Origin of the sequence: Lewinella cohaerens DSM 23179 (assembly GCF_000379805.1) — a bacterium.
GTDB lineage: Bacteria > Bacteroidota > Bacteroidia > Chitinophagales > Saprospiraceae > Lewinella > Lewinella cohaerens.
In genome coordinates this window covers 25363-42807 of the sequence record NZ_KB903559.1, presented here as the reverse complement: position 1 = coordinate 42807, position 17445 = coordinate 25363, and the positions used below count along the sequence as shown (strand labels likewise).

Below are 17445 nucleotides of genomic sequence, written 5' to 3'. Positions count from 1 at the left end.
TTACAGCAACCCCTTGGCCTAGCGATGTGAAGCAGCTACCCGGAACGGGTAGGCCCCTTAGGGCTGAGTGAATAACGAACTGCGTAACGTAGCGCCCGAAGGGAGGCTCCAAAGCACTAAAATTAGAACAATGAAAATCGAAACCTGGAAGATATCTCTTAAGTTTTTACCGTTGCCCTTGTTGGGCGGTTTTCTCCTTTTTGCAATGGAGTTGCCCGCACAGGCTACCATCTTTGAGGTCTTTGACCTGGACCCCAACGGATGTACGCTGGCAGCAGCGCAAACTTTGTCGGGAGAGGAAGAGTGGCTCATGGAAGAAGTGCCCGATGAATGGGTGTTTGAAGCGGAAGAAGAAGCGGAGGCTCCTGTAGAATACCCTCAAGCAGCAGCGGCCATAGCAATGTTGAGTACTTATGTGGAGAATGCTGATGAAGGTTTTCTGGAAGGGCGTTTGGAATGGCGGGATGGGCTTGTTTTTTTTCTTGAAAATGGTAAATGGGGACTACGAAAAAGCAATGGCAAGCAGGCCATTAAGCCTCGGTTTGATGCGATTATTGCCGATCCTGAACACCAGGGGTTTGTAGGGTACGAAGACGGGCGTTGTAATTACTATTTTGAAAAAGGCAAAGCTTATTTGAAAGAAGATTACCTACACATTCAGCCATTGGCGCAGGATGCTTTCATTGTTTTGACCCCAAAAGGTTTCGGTCTTTTAGGAGAGCAAGGGGAGGTGCTGGTGCCTCCGGTGCAAATGAGAATTTCCACGCTCAAGGGGGATGCTCCTTTTCTTAAAGTTACTTATGAGGATGAAAAATACTACTGGCTTAACTTGCTCAATGGTCAGAAGACCTATTTTCAGAATAATTACTTTGGGTTAAACTTCTTTGGAGACCGTTATGTGATCATCGATGGACAGCACCTTGTGGATTTGCAAGAGGGTAAAAGTGTGTTTTGCGGCGATAAGCTGACGGTGAAATTACTAGATGCCGAGCGAGGTTACTTGTCGGTATCTCGTGCTAGTGATCCGTTGGTCAACTACATCGTAAACCCGGAAGGCCAACTGATCAGCGAAATGGCTTTTGCGAAAGTAGATGGTTACCTGCCGACGGGGCATTTTGTAGTAGGCTACGTAGAAGATTACGATCCGGATATTACGCAACGCATCCTCTCGGGCGTGATCAACGAAGCAGGAGAATGGACGGTACCTGCCCGCTACAATTTGCTGGAGCAAAAATTATACGCCGGGAAATACCTGCAACTGACCCAAAGTTATAAGGAATTTGGCTTGGTAAGTTTGACAGGGGAAGAACCGATTCCCCATCGTCAATATTTCCATTTTGGGTTGGAACCGGATGGCGAGCATCTGAAGGTATTGTGGAAAGAAGGACAGGATAAATATGGGGAGTTGTTGAATATTCACACCGGAGAGATTACGCCGCTGGAAGAACTGGGCTATTGGAAAAGGTCGCCTGTGGGGAATTGCGGTATAGATACCATTTATAAAGCACTAAATGTCGACGGTCATATGTTGATTAACGGCAATGATGAACCTTTGCTGAACGAACCTGCTGGTTTTGTAATGGAAAATGCAGGTGGAAAGACCTTTACGGTTAAAAGAAAAAGAGTACAAGACGGGAGAACCTTTAGTGAAGATGAGGTTGTTGATTGCCAGGGTAATCGATTGTACAAAGCTGTCGGGCAACACCAGGAAATTGTACTTGATGACAATTTTATCTTCCAGCATAAAGCAAATGGTGAACGCGTATTTCAGTTGCCAAGCGGAGAGGCGGTACCTGCTACGGAAAAATGGTCTCTGCATGGCTGGTCTTTTGGAGAGGGCCACTATGTCATGTTCAATGATAAAGACCGAAAGGGGGTGATCAATGATAAGGCAGAGGTGATCATTCCTCCGATTTTTGAAAATTTATTCTTTCATCCCGAATTGGGCTTGATTTCCTTTGAGTACGAAGGGCAGAAACAATATCTGGATGCGGAGGGTGAGCTACTGTTTGGCGGTGAATACGAGCGAGTAGAATATGCCCGCGATGGACTTTTTCGCATTTATAAAAATCGCCAATGGGGTATTGGTCGCCGTGATGGTACGATAGTCGTGCCTGCTGTTTACGAGAATGCTTATCTGGATAGAGGGTTTATCATAAGCTCGGACCGGCAGGGTGTATACACGGCCTATGATTATGCGGGTAAGGTATTACCGATGGAGTGAGGTTGGGTGCGGTGTGCGAGGTTTTTATCACATAGGCACATAGTTTTTTGACACATAGTCACATAGGAGGGTGCGGTTTGCGAACCTTTACACCTTTACACTTTTCCAACCTTTACACCTTTTTGGTGCGAGGTTTTTATCACATGAGGCACATAGTTTTTTGACACATAGTCACATAGGTGTGCGAGGTGCGAACGTTTACACTTTTCCAACCCTTACACCATAAACAAAGGCAATCTTTACCTTACGATATCCGCGCCCAGCCTTTCAGATGCTTGTAATGCTGTTCTAGATGTGCGCCTAGCGGACGATGATGCTCCTTTTCCAGTTTGGGGTCATCATCGAGGATGCGGTGGGCAATTTCGCGGGCGGTTTGGAGGATGCGACCATCTTGAGCGAGGTCGGCGATGCGTAGGTTGAGGATGCCGCTTTGCTGGGTGCCTTCTATGTTGCCAGGGCCGCGGAGCTTGAGGTCGGCTTCGGCAATTTCGAAACCGTTATTGGTACGTACCATGGTCGCAATGCGTTCTTTGCCTTCTTTACTGAGTTTGAAGCTCGATAAGAGCAAGCAGTAAGATTGATCCGCTCCACGACCTACTCGGCCTCTAAGTTGATGCAACTGCGAAAGGCCGAAGCGTTCAGTGTTTTCGATGACCATTACGCTGGCGTTGGGGATATTTACGCCTACTTCAATCACGGTGGTAGCGACCATGATTTGGGTGATACCTTCCTTGAAGCGTTGCATCTCAAAGTCCTTTTCTTCAGATTTCATGCGGCCGTGAACGACGCTGATCTGAAACTCCGGCATAGGGAAGTCAAGGAGCAGTTGTTCGTAGCCTGCTTCCAGGGCTTGGAGGTCTAATTTTTCGTTTTCTTCAATCAAGGGGTAAACCACGTAAACCTGTCGGCCCAGCGCGATTTGTTCTTTCATGAAGCCGATGACGCGGCGGCGTTGGTATTCGTTTTTGTGTTCTGTTGTCACGGGTTTCCGTCCTGGCGGTAGTTCGTCGATGACAGAAACATCGAGGTCACCGTAGAGGGTCATGGCCAGGGTGCGTGGGATGGGCGTGGCGGTCATCACGAGCACGTGAGGCGGGTAGGGAGTGTTTTTCTTCCACAATTTGGCCCTTTGCTTTACGCCAAAGCGGTGCTGCTCATCAGTGATGGCTAGCCCTAGGTTTTTGAAGATTACCGGAGGCTCCAGAATGGCGTGTGTACCCACAAGGATGTGAATTTCTCCGGCGGCGAGTTCTTCCAGGAGTGCTTTGCGCTTTTTGCCACGAATACTGCCCGTGAGGTAGCCGACTTTCAGTCCCAGACCTTCCACGTATTCCTGAATGCCGTCATAATGTTGCTGGGCCAGGATTTCCGTCGGGGCGAGCATGCAGGCTTGGTAACCATTGTCGATGGCCATCAGCATACTCATCAGGCCTACCATGGTTTTTCCGCTACCGACATCTCCCTGCAAGAGCCTGTTCATCTGGATGGGGCGGCCCATATCCTGGCGAATTTCCCGGAGTACCCGCTTTTGGGCACCGGTAAGTTCAAAGGGGAGTTTTTCTTTGAAAAAGGTATTAAAATAGTCGCCAATGGTTGTGAATGCGTATCCTTTTACGGCCCCTTTACGGCGTTTTTTGAGTTGTATTAACCGCAACTGCAAGAGGAAAAGTTCTTCGAATTTCAGGCGATTGCGTGCCGCTTTTAGTTCTTCCGCATTGGTGGGGAAGTGAATGGCTTTCAGGGCATCAAAACGAGAAAGCAAGCGCAGTTTTTTGACGACATACTCTGGCAGAATCTCTGGTACATCTGCCGGACTGAGCTTCTCAAAGAGTACCTGCATCATCCGGCCGCGTACTTTGCTGTCGAGCCCTTTGGTGTTGAGCTTTTCCGTACTCGGGTAGACGGGCGCAAAGGAGACGGCTTCTTTTTCGTTTTGCGCATCAGCGGCTTCCATCTCCGGGTGCGACATATTGAGTGTGCCCCGAAAATCGGTGACCTTGCCGTAAATGATGTACTCTTTGCCTNCCACCAGGTTTTTCTGCAACCAATGGACACCTTTGAACCAGACGAGGTCAATTTTGCCACTTTCATCACGAAGCACGCCTTGGAGCCTGCTTTTGCGGCCTTCACCCGCCGTGGTGAGGCGTCTGAGGATGCCTTTCAATTGTACAGTGCCACTATCGGGCATCAGTTCCCCGATACGGTGAAACTGGGTTTTATCAACATAACGAAAAGGAAACTGAAACAACAGGTCACCCAGCGTATGGATCGCCAATTCTTTGCGGAGGAGCTCGCCCCGGGCAGGGCCTACGCCCTTCAGGTATTCAATGGCTTGCTGTAGCAGTTGACTTTTACCGGGTTGCATGAAATATTAACAATGGGTAGTTGGCAAAGTTATCAATAAATTGGTTGGTTTTTAAAAGAAAACCGAATGAATGTTTTAATTTGAGGTCGAATAATACCGCAAAATAATGTCTATACCAACTATCATCCTTGTCGCGCTCATTGCGCTGTTTCACCTCTATATCCTCTACTTCGAGATGTTTGCCTGGGAGACTAAGGGACGCAAAGTTTTTAGCCAATTTCCGAAGGAACTCTTTCCTCAAACCAAGGTGATGGCTGCTAACCAAGGCTTGTACAATGGCTTTCTAGCCGCCGGGCTCATTTGGTCTTTATTGATCAAAGATGAAATTTGGCAGTCGAACGTAGCCTTGTTTTTTCTGGGGTGCGTGGCTATTGCTGGTATCTATGGAGCGATGACGGCGTCCAAGAAGATTCTCTACGTGCAGGCTATTCCGGCTTTGGTAGGGATTGTGTTGATATTGGTGTAAAACTCCGAACTAAAAGGAAGTGAGAAAAACCTACGGAAATACCTGGTGGGGCCAGCAATGGCTCAATGCGCTTGCCAATATTGATTACTCCAACCGATTGCCGCGCGGGCGAACTTATGCGAACAAGGGACTGGCTCGTGATATTGTTATCAACGGCAATAAAATCACGGCCCAGGTACAGGGCTCTCGCCCGCGACCATACAAGGTTAGTTATACTGTTCCTGCCTTTTCTGCTAAAGAAAAACAAGGACTGATTGATCTGGTTACAGACAATCCGTTACACCTTTCTCGACTCCTCAATCGGGTGTTGCCGCCAGAATTGAAGACACTTTGCGACCAAAAAAATATCCAACTTTTTCCAGCTACTTGGCAAGACTTGAAAGGCAGTTGTTCTTGTCCCGATTGGGCTGTGCCCTGTAAGCACATGGCTGCCGTTCTTTATCTCATCGCAAATGAGATTGACAAGAATCCGTTCCTTGTTTTTCAACTCCATAATTTTGACCTCTTCCAAAGCCTCGCGGAGGTAGGTTACACTGCCGAAGGGCAGCAGGAAATCACTATCGTGTCGACAACGAGTCTGGAGCAGCCTTTCAATACCGACTATCAAGCTACGGAATGGCTCGATGAAGTGTATCAGCAACTGGACTTTTCCAGCATTCCAGACCTAAAAGAGGACTTGCTCACTATTCTTTCTGAAAATCCGGTTTTCTATCCCAGAGGAGATTTTAGGAGTATCATGAAGATGGCCTATACGGCGGTCGCAAAAAACATCAATAAACCACTTCAAGATGTTGATGACGAGGTAGCAGTGGCCTTGATGGACAGGATTGAGCATATTGAAATCCTGCTCGGTGAATCGCGTGATTTCCTAACGGCATCTATGGGCGATAGCGATGGAGAAACGGTATTGGTTTTCGATGAACAAACTGCCTTGGTGACTTGGCTATGGCAGTTGCCAGCGAGTGCTTTGACCAATTGCGCTCCGGTATTGAAAAGCCTGGTGCTTCTGTACCAGTTTGCGCATAAGTTGGTGCGGCAATCGGCCTACGTACCGCAGTTGCTGCAGGTAGCGGATACCGAGCAGTATCAGATTCGGTGGTTGCCGGCTTTGCTCAATCCTGTGGTGCAAAGTCTCTTCTCAGGGGTGCGCTCTATTGTAGACAAAGACCTTTTGTTTTACCGTAAGGGAAAAGCGATTTACGAACCTATTGCGGCCGATAATACACAGGCTTTGCTCGGTTTTTTTATCGGGGCTTTGGTCAAGGAAAACCATCGTTTGGAGCGCCGTTTTGCGGAACACGAGATTGGACATCTTTTTTTTAACGGCGCGGTGCTGGGCTTCTCCACTTACGAAGACCGGGAGTATCCTGTGGCTATCCAGCTGTGGCTGAATAAGTTTTTTCTGGTAGAGAAAGATTTTATCCCCGTCATTCAAATTGATGAGGAAGAAGGGGAAGGTTTTCTGGTAAATATTGCCATCCAGAAGCAGTCTGCCCGCCTGAGTGCACCGATTCCGCTACCGAAAATACTGGCCCAAAAGCAATACCAGGTTTTGCGAATGGAGGTACTGCGCGATTTGGCTATGCTCGCCGATTATTTTCCGCAAATCAATACACTGGTAGCTAACCGTGGGGAAGAACCTCTGTTTTTTGATGCGGAAGCTTTTGTGGAGGTGCTCTTCAAAGTACTGCCCACGATCCGTTTGTTTGGCATCAAGGTGTTATTACCCAAGGCGCTGCGCAAACTATTTCGGCCGCAGATGTCGATGATTGTTACCTCGGAAGAGGAATCGGGAGTAGTGGCGAAAAGTACCTTGTTGAATATAGAGGAAATGCTGTCCTTTCAATGGCAAATTGCACTTGGCGATCAGCAGGTAAGTATAGCGGAATTTAAAAAGCTGGTCAAGCAACTTTCAGGTATCGTTAAACTCAACGACCAGTATGTTTTCTTTGATGAAAATGAGATCAAATCGTTGATCAATAAGTTGGAAAACCCACCCGTATTGAACAGCAATCAGTTGTTGCAAATAGCACTCACGGAAGATTATGAAGGCGCCAAAGTAGCTTTGGATCAGAAGACCCAGCAGTTGATGAAACGCCTGCTGGAAGGGGAAGAGGTAGATGTGCCCAAAGGCCTACAGGCCCAATTGCGCCCTTATCAACTCAGTGGCTACGAGTGGATGTACAAAAATACTCGGATCGGATTTGGTAGCCTGATCGCAGATGATATGGGGCTAGGGAAAACCCTGCAAGTCATTGCTGTTTTATTGCGCTTGAAAGAGGACGGAGAACTGGCGAAGCAAAAGGCGTTGGTCATTGTACCGACTACCTTGTTGACCAATTGGGAAAAAGAAATTGCCCGATTTGCACCGAGTTTAAATACCCATATTTATCACGGCAGTAATCGGAGTTTGGAGCCGTTGGAACAGGCGGACGTATTGATTACCACTTACGGCGTAGCTCGTAGTGAAACCGCCGTTTTGCAAAAGAAAAAGTGGTTGATACTGGTCATCGACGAAGCGCAGAACATCAAAAATCCGACTACCTCGCAGACCAAGGCCATCAAAAAAATCAAAGCACCCGTAAAGATCGCGATGAGTGGTACACCGGTAGAAAACCGACTGAGTGAATACTGGAGTATTTTCGATTTCTCGAATAAAGGCTATTTGAATAGTTTAAAAAATTTCAAAGCAGAATTTGCCAAACCCATCGAAGTTGATCGGGACCGTGAGAAGCTGGAGAAGTTTCGCAAAGTCACCGCGCCTTTTATTTTGAGGCGACTGAAATCGGATCGCTCCATCATCAAGGACCTGCCGGAGAAAGTAGAGAAAGACCAATTTTGCCAGCTTAGTCCTGTACAAACGGCGCTCTACAAAAATGTGGTGGACACTACGATGAAAACCATTGAAACCAGTGATGGCATCGAACGCAAAGGCTTGGTTTTGAAATTAATTACCGCACTAAAGCAAGTGTGTAACCATCCGCGGCAGTTTCTGAAAAAAGGTGATTCGTCTCCTGCGGATTCCGGCAAGGCCCTGATGTTGTTTAACCTCCTGCACGAAATCCAGCAAAATGGAGAGAAGACGCTCATCTTTACCCAATACCAGGAAATGGGGAACCTGCTGGTAGAAATGCTGGAAGCGGAATTTAACCTCACCATTCCCTTTCTGCACGGCGGCGTTTCCCGTAAAGGGCGTGATGAGATGGTAGACCGGTTCCAAAACGACCGCGCGACCCGCATCATGATCCTGTCGCTCAAAGCGGGCGGTACGGGGCTCAACCTTACGGCGGCCAGCAATGTCATTCACTACGATCTTTGGTGGAACCCCGCCGTAGAGGCGCAAGCTACCGACCGTGCTTACCGCATTGGCCAAAAGCGAAATGTGATGGTACACCGCTTCATTACGGAGCATACTTTTGAAGAAAAGATCAATATGCTTTTGCAAGAAAAGAAAGAACTCGCCAATCTGACGGTCTCCACGGGCGAGAAGTGGATTGGAGAGTATTCTAATGACGAATTGCGGGATTTGGTGAAATTGGATTAAAAATAGCAAGTACTAGTCTATTGAACCATATAAGGAATTTAAGGTCATTTAAGTGTTTTAAAACAGGTGCTTATATGTTCTTAAATTAGCTTATATGGTTCGAGTCGAAATTTCATAAAAGCACTCCTTTGTTTACTGCCGCAAGTGAAAATAGCTGCTCCACCTTCGGCAGAACAGCTATTCAAAAATGGTACTAAATTTATCTTAGCACCTTGATGTACTAAAGGTCGTTTGTATTTTGGGCTAATGCGCTTTAGAAATCGTGTATATCGAAAATGGCGACGTATTGTTAGCGTCATTGTAAAGGACTTGTTGGCTATTCAGCTCCAGGCAAATAGCTACTTTACGGCTCGAGTCGTATAGATGAATGGCATCCTCCTCTTTTTTAATTTCCTCGTAGGTGAACTTGGTTTCACCCTCCGTATCTGTTTCTATCCAATTGTTGGTACCATCTTCTAGGTCCAAAAAGTAGCCCACTAGGGTTCCGTTATTATCGACACATTCTACGACTGTGATACGGTTGTTAGTGGAATCATCATACCCTGCCTCTACTCGAACGTCGCTTGTAATGGTGGAAACAGGGGGCGCTGAGGTGGTGTAAAAGAAACCTTGATTTCCTCCGGTAGCACCAATGTTAGGACCTTTTCTAAAGTTGGATTGATCCTGCTGAACAGGCACTGCAAATCGCCCGTCTGCCATCCTTCCGTAAGCCCAAACGTTAAGCGCTTTTTGCTGAAAAGCAGCTTCCACCTCTGAGCTGGATGCTAGTTCCCAGCCGTTCTGCTTAGCCATGGCCTGAGCCTCCGCCAGGGATAAGCTATTCTGAGCATGGAATAACACTTCTTTGACAGCTGTCGCATCGCTTGTATTGGAATTGTTGCTTGTTGTTTCTCCACTACTTTGCGCAACTGATGCTACATGGGGGCAATCGGGGTCACCGGCCAGATAGTTGGTTTCAACCGTAAAGTCATAAAAGTCTTCTACGGTCAGCTTGCTTTCAACTATTTCTCTTTTAGGCTTTCCATCAAATAGTACCGGCACTAATTTGCCGTCGGCAGTGATAGAATCTATCTTAATGTATGTTTTTGTTAGCTTGTAGAATTTGGTTTGGGGTATGGCAAACACTTGCATTTCGACAGTACAATGAGCAGGCCTATCTACGGAGTTTGTTGTCTTAAACGCATTCTCAACATTTTCTGTAACCGTCTTCCCTGTTGTTATTGTACTTTCTATCATTGCAGATATCTCAAGTAAATATTTCACATCAGTAGCAAAAATCTTTTGTGTTGTTTCAAAAGAATTCTTGATGGTAAGACCAACGGTACTACTACTGCTTTGGCTTTCGGTAACGGATCGGTTATAGGATGTGCTGACCTCTAATGCAGTGTTAGTAGGAACTGGACCGGAACTTGTTACTTTTGCTCCAACTGCTTGCCGTTTTGTCGTTTCACTTGTGCTTTTCCCCATCGATTCAATTTCATCGATCACTATTTCCTCCAAAGCCCATTGGGTTTCCAACACCTTAACCGAGCTGATATTCTTTCCAAATCCGTAATCGTTCAGGTTCCAAATGGTACCGCGGCCTTCATTTTTGTCATAAAATACCGTTCCATTGTCGAAGTTGTTCTTGCCGCTAAAGCCAGGCCCATCCCATACATAAACAAGGATATCCCCTTTGACAAACAGGTAGTTATAAGAGTCCGCAGCGCTTAGCTCTTGGGTGGAGGAGTACTCTCCATACCTCAAGCCTTCATACGATTGATAAACAGATTCTTTGTTATCCTTAGAACCGTAGAAGTAGGCGCAGTTCTCCAGCCCCTTGTCTGGATTGTAATTAGGCATCGGAATGATTTTTATGGAAGATGCCATGTCCTTGGCGTGCCACAGGTTAACGTAAAGCCCTTCGGTAAATACATATTTCTTGCCTTGATATCCTTTCGACTGATATAGCTCTACGTAATAGCCCTTGGGGACGTACATTGCGTGCGCTTTATCCCCCATAGCTGGATTCAGGTTATTAAGGTTGGGAATCTCTTTCTTAGCACCAGGTGCTAACTCGATATAGGCCATAGGATAATCATTGTGGCCATACCAGTCCCAGAGGATAAGCGTGTTCGGGTAATCATTATCTAAGCCTTCCTTGGCGGCGGGCCAGATATCTTCGAAAGCATAGGCTTCTTGAGCGGTAAGATTTAGGTTGCCTAGGAAAAATAGTGGGAGCAGCACCATGAGCTGGGTCAGCGCAGAATAGGGGGCGTGATTGATGTTCGTTTGCATAGTACCTTGATTTTGTAATTTTCAATTAAATGAACGCTACAAAACTAAGGGGCGCCACCAGTGGTTACCCAGGCTAGCCTCTAAGCGGTGGGCTATACTTTCTGAGTGGTGAGTTTTGGCGCCTAAGCGGCGTAAACTATCCGTTGCCTCACTAAAAAAGCCGAAATCGCCTTAGTAATTCCGCCTTGAAACGACGACTGACGGGGATGTGCTTGTTGCTGCCCATGCTGAGTGTTTCCTGATTATCGTCTAGTGCTTCAATTTTATGGAGATTCACCACGTAAGAACGATGAGTGCGCATAAAAGTATTACCTGGCAGACTGGCCTCCAGGGTTTTTAGTGGTACCGTTAAGATGTATTCTTTATCTGGCGTCGTGATTAAACAGTAACTACCATCCGCTTTTACAAATAAAATATCTTCAATCACCACTTTAACCATCCGATCCTTATAACGCACAAAGATCCGATCGCTGAGAATATAAGAGGGGTCTGTACTTTTTTCTGTTTTTGTTTGACTTTTCTCGGTATTCAGTCGACTCACTACCAACTCCAATGCTCTTTGTAAATCTAGTTTTTTATAGGGCTTGGTCAGAAAGGCATAAGGCAGGGTGTCTTTTGCTCGATTGAAGGTAGCTTCATCAGCATTGGCGGTAAGGAATATAATGGGGATGCTTGCCTCTTCATTCAGGAGATGTGCCAGCTCCACCCCATCCATTTCTCCCTTGAGGTTGATATCCAAAAGTACGATATCAGGAGGCGTTTGTTGGCAATGGATAAGTGCTTGTTCTGCTCTGCTTACCATGCCCGTCACTTCGTAGCCCAGTTCGTCGAGTTCTACCGAAATCCTGGCGGCAATCACCATTTCGTCTTCAACGATCAACACTTTAATCGGACTTTCCATTAGTTTAGATTTGCTTTCTCCAAATAGAAGGACCATTGTGTGCCATGCTGATAGTCACTTTTTGCGGTTCCCTGTAATTGGCTGGTCAGCAATTCAACCAACTGCGTACCAAACCCTGTGCCCCTCGGCGCAGTGTTTTGGGGTTTACCAATGCCATTGTCAGCAACGACGAGTTGTAACTGCTTGTTGTCGATTTCTTTCAAGCTCAAAGTTATGATCCCTTTATCTCCTTCCGGGAAGGCATATTTTAGCGAATTGGTTAGTAACTCATTAACGATCAGTCCAATGGGGACGGCGGTGTCTATGTCCAGCTCTACAGGGTTCATGTTGTAAATAATTTCTACCTCCTCATTTAGCCCAAAGGCATCTAAGCTATTTTCGCCAAGGTTTTTAAAGTAGTCCAACATTTCAATAGCAGCCAGGTTTTTGCCTTGATACAATTTCTGATGGATAATCCCCATCGACTGAACCCTGCTTTGACTGGCCAACATCACATCTTTAGCAGCATCATTATTGGTCTTGACCGACTGAAGTTTTAAAAGGCTGGAAACCATTTCAAGGTTGTTCTTTACCCGGTGATGGACTTCTTTCAGTAAAAGTTCGTTTTCCTGGTTCTTTATGCTGAGTTCGGTATTTGTTTGCTGATTTTTTCTAAAAAAATAGAATAAGGTCAATAGTAGCATTGCCATTACACTGGTTCCAACAATCGTCAGCTTTTGGGTATATGCTTTTTGCGCCAAATCCGCTTCCTGAGAAGCAAGGAGCTGATCTTTTTTTCCTGTCTCATATTTGGCAAACGTTTCTTTTTCCAGGGTAGCTACCTTTTCGGCGTAGACTTTATCTTTCAGGGCCATTGCTTTTTCCTGGTATGCCAATGCTTCTTTATGATTACCTAATGCCTTATAGCATATTGCAATTTCCTGGTAATAATCAATAATGTTTGCACTCTGCTGATCCAATGATTCTATTAATTGAGTCGCGGCGAGCAGATGTTCCAGGGCTTCCTCGTATCTTCCTAAATACCGACAGGCGATACCCATTTCGCCCCGCCAACCGGCTGATATATCCTCGCCGTAGTCCTCTACGCTCATTTTCCAAGTTTTGGTGTAATCTTCCAAAGCAAGTTCATAATGCTGTGTCGCAATAGATAGGTTGCCACGAAAAGAGTAAGCTCTGCCGGCTATATCTCTTCCTGAAAAACCGCGCTCCAAAGCATCAGCGGGGACTTTGGTTTCGCACAGTTCAATACATGCGGTTGCTGCTTGGTAGGCCTTGTCGTATTGCTCAAGTAGGGTATAACTTTTTATGTATCTCAAATAAGTCATTGCCATGGCAATATAATCGTCTGCCTTTTTGAATAAAGCCATAGCTTGGTCTGCATATTGAATGGATCGTTCCGGTTCTTGCATATAAAGAGAAAAAAGAGAAAGACTTTGATAAGCCCTCGCTATTCCCGCTTCGTCTCCCAACGTTTCGAAAATAGCTAGTGCGCGGAACAAGGCCTCTTCTCCCTTTTTGAATTCACTCCTACCTAAATAATCCATAGCCAAAGTATTATTTAGCTGGGCTACTGCTTCCAGGTCATTGATTTTAGTATAATACTCAATTGCTTTTAGGTCGTGATAGATAATAGAGTCAAACGTGAAAACTTTAGTAGCATCATGCCAGTCTCTAAGCAGCCGATGCGCCTTCGCGATGGTAGCATCATCGTTCGTAAGGTAAGATCTACTAATAGCTTGTAAGCAGACCTCATGAGCCTTGAGATTATAGGTCTTGCTGTCTTGATATTGATAGTTTTCAATCCAGGCAAAAGAAGAGTCTAGCGGAGAATCCTGGAACGATTTTATACTTAGGACGTCGATGAATTCTTCCTGAGCAAAAAGCGGAAGTAACGGTAGGTGAAGCAATAGACAGCAAACAATCTGCAAGATTTTGTTTTTTTGTCTAGGTAGGGTAAGCTGGATAAAAAAGGCTTGCAAAAAAAACTTGTCATCAGAAGCCATACTTAATAAGATTGGGTTTTGGTATTTGCTCCAGAAATGGGAACGAGTACTGCGCAATACTTAAGGAGGGAACCTCTTGCGGTTCTGTCTCTAAAAATATGTAAGAAATTGGTAGCAGCTATCTTAATGAGGCAATTAAGTACAATAAACCTATTGCCTTAACAACCCCCACTCCCCACACACCTCCCCATCTCGTACCGTCAGGATGCGGCCAAATTGGAGGAAGACAAACTCACTTTGCCAAGGCCGGAGGAACACAAAGTCATCCACCTCTAGCAGGTATCGCCCCGAGGCATTGAGCATACTCTGATTGGTCGATGCACCAAATAAGGGGTTAATACGTATATCCGGGGGATAGCAATAATCGGCCTTCCAGTAGCCGCCGTAGATGAAATACGATTCCCCTAGAACGGGAAAGACAACCTTTAACCAATGGGGGAGTTGCCCGATGCCCGGCAGCTTCGTTCCTTGCATTTTTTTCAAGACGGGCGTAGCTATCCAGCAAGCAGCTTGAAAATCGGCGAGCGTAGGAATATCAAATGTGGTAGGTTTGACGAAAGCGGAACCAATAGCTAGATCATTTAAAGGAGAATCGTCGTTTTGGTGCAAACCAAAGGTGGGGCTGCCTGCACCGTTGAACGTCAAATCATCCCGCCAAAGTGCGGGGAATTCTTCCTTGATAATCCTGATGAACGCTCGGTATATTTGGTTAGCCTTGGCCAATGCTTTCGCTGGTGAGCTTAGCCAGCGTGGGAGTTTTACGACTTGTGGGTCATAGCCCATGAGGCCACTCAGTACCAGCGAACTTTGCTGCTGGACGAGTATTTGTAGGGCTGCTCTTAGGTCGACAGGAGTGGCAAGACCACCCCGGTGTAAACCCACGTCTATTTCCAGGTTGATACGTAGCTTTTGGCCCAACTCTGCGGACAGTAGTGCGTATTCCTGCAAACGTTTGGGCGTGTCGGCGAGCCATTGGATTTGCTGATAAGGATCAAATTGGGCGTTTGTTGGGAAATGCTGGTAGAAATAGCGAACTGTACGCTGCGGCATGGGCTTTCCTAAAAGAACATCTACCGATTCATCAAAATATTGGACCAAATCGCTGAGAAAAGGCTCGTGAAATACCATCAACTTACGGGAACCCGTACGCTCCATCACGTAATGCAATAAATCGGGCGAAGGCAGCGACTTGACCACCAGTCGGAGGTCGGCCCCGGTTTTAAGTTGTTGCTGGACAAGGGCAATGTTGTGATCTAGTTTGTCCAAATCAATCAACAAAGAAGGGATAGCTCTTTCTTGAGCACGGAGGCCTTGGTTTAGCTTTGTGAAATAAGTGAAGGAAATGGTGTTGTCCATTGCGGAGGTGGTGAAAAATGATTGTAAAGCAAGCCAAATTAGCGATTTCTATTAAGCAAGACTGCCTTTTTTGTAGTTTTATAGGGAAACATCAAATAGTATCGATTGGATGGCCCGCTTGCGATTTCGACTACTACTTATGAGCAGGTGGTTTCGGGACAAAGACTTATCTTAAACCTTGGAAAACTGCCTGCTGGTGGTGAAGGGGTAGGCTTAAACTAGCCACAGAGACACGGAGGTACAAAATTACACGGAAGTCTTTTTTGTGAATTTTAGTGCTTTGGTGTTTTCGTGTCTAAGAATACGCTACTAGCAAGTTTTCCCTGAAAGAGGGGGGGCAGCCGTTTCTCTTTTGGCCTAGCGATGTGGAGTAGTGGCCTGACGAAGGAAGGGCAGACCTGGCCTTAGCCAGGGCCGAACGAATAGTGAGCTGCGTAACGTAGCGCCCGAAGGGAGGCCCCAAAAGCTTGGAGAAAGCACTCTGGTATTAAAGAAAACGCAAAATCAAACATCATGCAAAGAAGGAAATTTTTAGAAAAAATTGCACTCTCAACTGCGGCTATCGCGGCGGGAACTCAATTGGAAGGACGTACAGGAATCGCTTCTGATCGCTTGGCGGACGCTCAATATATGGGCGGTTATGCGGCGGAGCCTTTGGCGATGATTAGGGCGGCGTTTATAGGTGTGGGGGCTCGTGGGGGTGACCATCTTACGTTTTTTGCTTCGCTGGAAGGGACGGAAGTGGTGGCCATCAGTGATTTGTATGAAGATAATGTGCAAAAATGGCAAAAAGTGGCCAATGAGATAGGTGCGGGGGAGCGGCATAAAGCCGTGGCTGGCTACCATGGTGATGAGGAGCGCTGGAGGGTGATGCTGGAGGAGGTGAAGCCGGATGTGGTGTTTATTGCGACCAACTGGCACAACCATGCGCCGATGGCGATAGCAGCGATGGAGCAGGGCGCGCACGCCTTTGTGGAGGTACCGATAGCGGTGACCTTGGAAGAGATGTGGGCGATTGTGGACACGTCGGAGCGTACTCGCAAGCATTGTATGATGATGGAAAACGTGAATTATAGCCGGGATGAGTTGATGTTTTTGAATATGTGTCGGCAGGGCGTAGTGGGGCAATTGTTGCATGCGGAAGCGGCCTACATCCACGAATTGCGTTGGCAAATGGAGGAGCAAGAACGCGGGACGGGCTCGTGGCGGACACTGCACTACGCGAAGCGCAACGGTAATCTGTACCCTACGCATGGGCTGGGGCCGGTAGCGCAGTATATGAATCTGGCGCGGCAGGAAGACAACTTCAAGCGGCTGGTATCCTTCTCGACGCCTGCGCTGGGCAGGCAGGCTTACGCCGAAAAAAACTACCCCGCTGACCACAAGTGGAATCAGCTGGATTACCAAGGAGGTGACCTGAATACCACGATTATAAAGACCGAACTGGGCCGTACCGTGATGGTGCAGTGGGACGAGACGAGTCCGCGGCCTTATTCGCGGCATAACCTGATACAGGGCACGAAAGGCACCTTGGCGGGCTTCCCGACGAGGGTAGCGCTGGAAGGCGGGATAGAGGGCTTGACTGACAACCACCACGGCTGGGCGCAGGGCGAGCAGCTGGAAATGCTGTATGAAAAATATGATCACCCACTGTACAAACGCCTGAACCATGCCACCAAAGACAGTGGCCACGGCGGCATGGATGGTATGATGATGTACCGCATCGTAGAGTGCCTGCAAAAAGGATTGCCGCTGGACCAAAACGTTTACGAAGGTTGCTACTGGAGCGCGGTAGCACCACTAAGTGAGCTATCGGTAGCCCAGGATGGGATGCCACAGGCTTTTCCTGATTTTACGCGTGGGAATTGGAAGGAGACGGTGCCGTTGGGGATTGTGGAGTGATGTTAAATTCACCTTTTTGTATCCCTAAAGGTGGAGGAGAGCTAGGTGAATTTCACAGTACTAGGTACTTCGTATAGGGTATAGGGGGGGGCAACCTCAAATTGGTGTTATATCAAAGTGCCATTTACTTTTTGTTTAGGGTTGCCGAAGTATAGAAGGGGGCTCTGCACCAAAATTGCTAGCCTGAAATAGGGAACTTATTATTCGCCGGATCCCCAGTGCAGTGATATTTGGAAGGACAGTTTGCGAATGAAAAGTCGTAATTTGCTCTACCTGGCTGTGTCGGGCCCGTCTGGTCACCGGAGAGGTAGACAGGCTCGCGACTACCGCGTGGTTGTCCCACCCACCTGACCCAGCAGAGTAAGCCTGATGATTACTTTTATGCTGTAGTGCTATAGGGGATTACT

The 17445-nt window shown here is 46.9% G+C and carries 9 protein-coding genes; 4 read left to right on the top strand and 5 right to left on the bottom strand.

All coding sequences use genetic code 11. The features are described from left to right. Positions 1–130 precede the first annotated feature (130 nt). On the top strand, positions 131–2224 hold the full coding sequence (locus A3EU_RS0120445; protein ID WP_020538064.1) for a WG repeat-containing protein: 2094 nt from the start codon (positions 131–133) through the stop codon (positions 2222–2224). Between the two features lie 244 nt (positions 2225–2468). Here A3EU_RS0120445 and recG read toward each other — a convergent pair whose 3' ends face one another. After that, a complete protein-coding gene (gene recG / locus A3EU_RS0120440; RefSeq protein ID WP_020538063.1) occupies positions 2469–4589 on the bottom strand; it encodes an ATP-dependent DNA helicase RecG in 2121 nt (706 codons plus the stop codon). Between the two features lie 106 nt (positions 4590–4695). Between recG and A3EU_RS0120435 the strand changes: the two genes are divergently transcribed. Together A3EU_RS0120435 and A3EU_RS0120430 are read left to right on the top strand one after the other, a co-directional pair. Continuing rightward, entirely contained in the window at positions 4696–5055 is a 360-nt protein-coding gene (locus tag A3EU_RS0120435; RefSeq protein WP_020538062.1) for a DUF1304 domain-containing protein, read from the top strand. 19 nt (positions 5056–5074) lie between these two features. Beyond that, the gene (locus A3EU_RS0120430) at positions 5075–8599 is read left to right on the top strand and encodes a DEAD/DEAH box helicase (RefSeq protein ID WP_020538061.1); all 3525 of its coding nucleotides are present in this window, start codon (positions 5075–5077) and stop codon (positions 8597–8599) included. A 243-nt stretch (positions 8600–8842) separates the two neighbouring features. Here A3EU_RS0120430 and A3EU_RS0120425 read toward each other — a convergent pair whose 3' ends face one another. From A3EU_RS0120425 to A3EU_RS31215, 4 genes are all read right to left on the bottom strand, one after another. Next, positions 8843–10876, bottom strand: a complete 2034-nt coding sequence (locus tag A3EU_RS0120425) for a Link domain-containing protein (protein ID WP_020538060.1) — start codon at positions 10874–10876, stop codon at positions 8843–8845. Positions 10877–11027: 151 nt separating this feature from the next. Continuing rightward, complete coding sequence (locus A3EU_RS0120420; protein WP_026211497.1) at positions 11028–11777, bottom strand: LytR/AlgR family response regulator transcription factor; 750 nt, start codon at positions 11775–11777, stop codon at positions 11028–11030. Continuing rightward, positions 11777–13705, bottom strand: coding sequence for a sensor histidine kinase (locus A3EU_RS33120; RefSeq protein ID WP_169433382.1), 1929 nt, complete (start codon positions 13703–13705; stop codon positions 11777–11779). Before A3EU_RS33120 ends, A3EU_RS0120420 begins: the two co-directional genes overlap by 1 nt. Positions 13706–13930: 225 nt before the next feature. Then, positions 13931–15136 carry an alanine racemase gene (locus A3EU_RS31215; RefSeq protein WP_020538057.1) on the bottom strand — a complete coding sequence of 402 codons (1206 nt, stop codon included), beginning with the start codon at positions 15134–15136 and terminating at the stop codon, positions 13931–13933. Between the two features lie 513 nt (positions 15137–15649). On the opposite strand from A3EU_RS31215, the gene A3EU_RS0120400 reads away from it, so the two are divergent. Next, the gene (locus tag A3EU_RS0120400; protein WP_020538055.1) at positions 15650–17038 is read left to right on the top strand and encodes a Gfo/Idh/MocA family protein; all 1389 of its coding nucleotides are present in this window, start codon (positions 15650–15652) and stop codon (positions 17036–17038) included. Positions 17039–17445: the final 407 nt, after the last annotated feature.

Bases quoted from the DNA above. Each gene is read 5' to 3' on its own strand.
- A3EU_RS0120445 (WP_020538064.1), top strand. From the start codon at position 131: ATGAAAATCGAAACCTGGAAGATATCTCTTAAGTTTTTACCGTTGCCC.
- A3EU_RS0120435 (WP_020538062.1), top strand. From the start codon at position 4,696: ATGTCTATACCAACTATCATCCTTGTCGCGCTCATTGCGCTGTTTCAC.
- A3EU_RS0120425 (WP_020538060.1), bottom strand. From the start codon at position 10,876: ATGCAAACGAACATCAATCACGCCCCCTATTCTGCGCTGACCCAGCTC.
- A3EU_RS0120420 (WP_026211497.1), bottom strand. From the start codon at position 11,777: ATGGAAAGTCCGATTAAAGTGTTGATCGTTGAAGACGAAATGGTGATT.
- A3EU_RS31215 (WP_020538057.1), bottom strand. From the start codon at position 15,136: ATGGACAACACCATTTCCTTCACTTATTTCACAAAGCTAAACCAAGGC.
- A3EU_RS0120400 (WP_020538055.1), top strand. From the start codon at position 15,650: ATGCAAAGAAGGAAATTTTTAGAAAAAATTGCACTCTCAACTGCGGCT.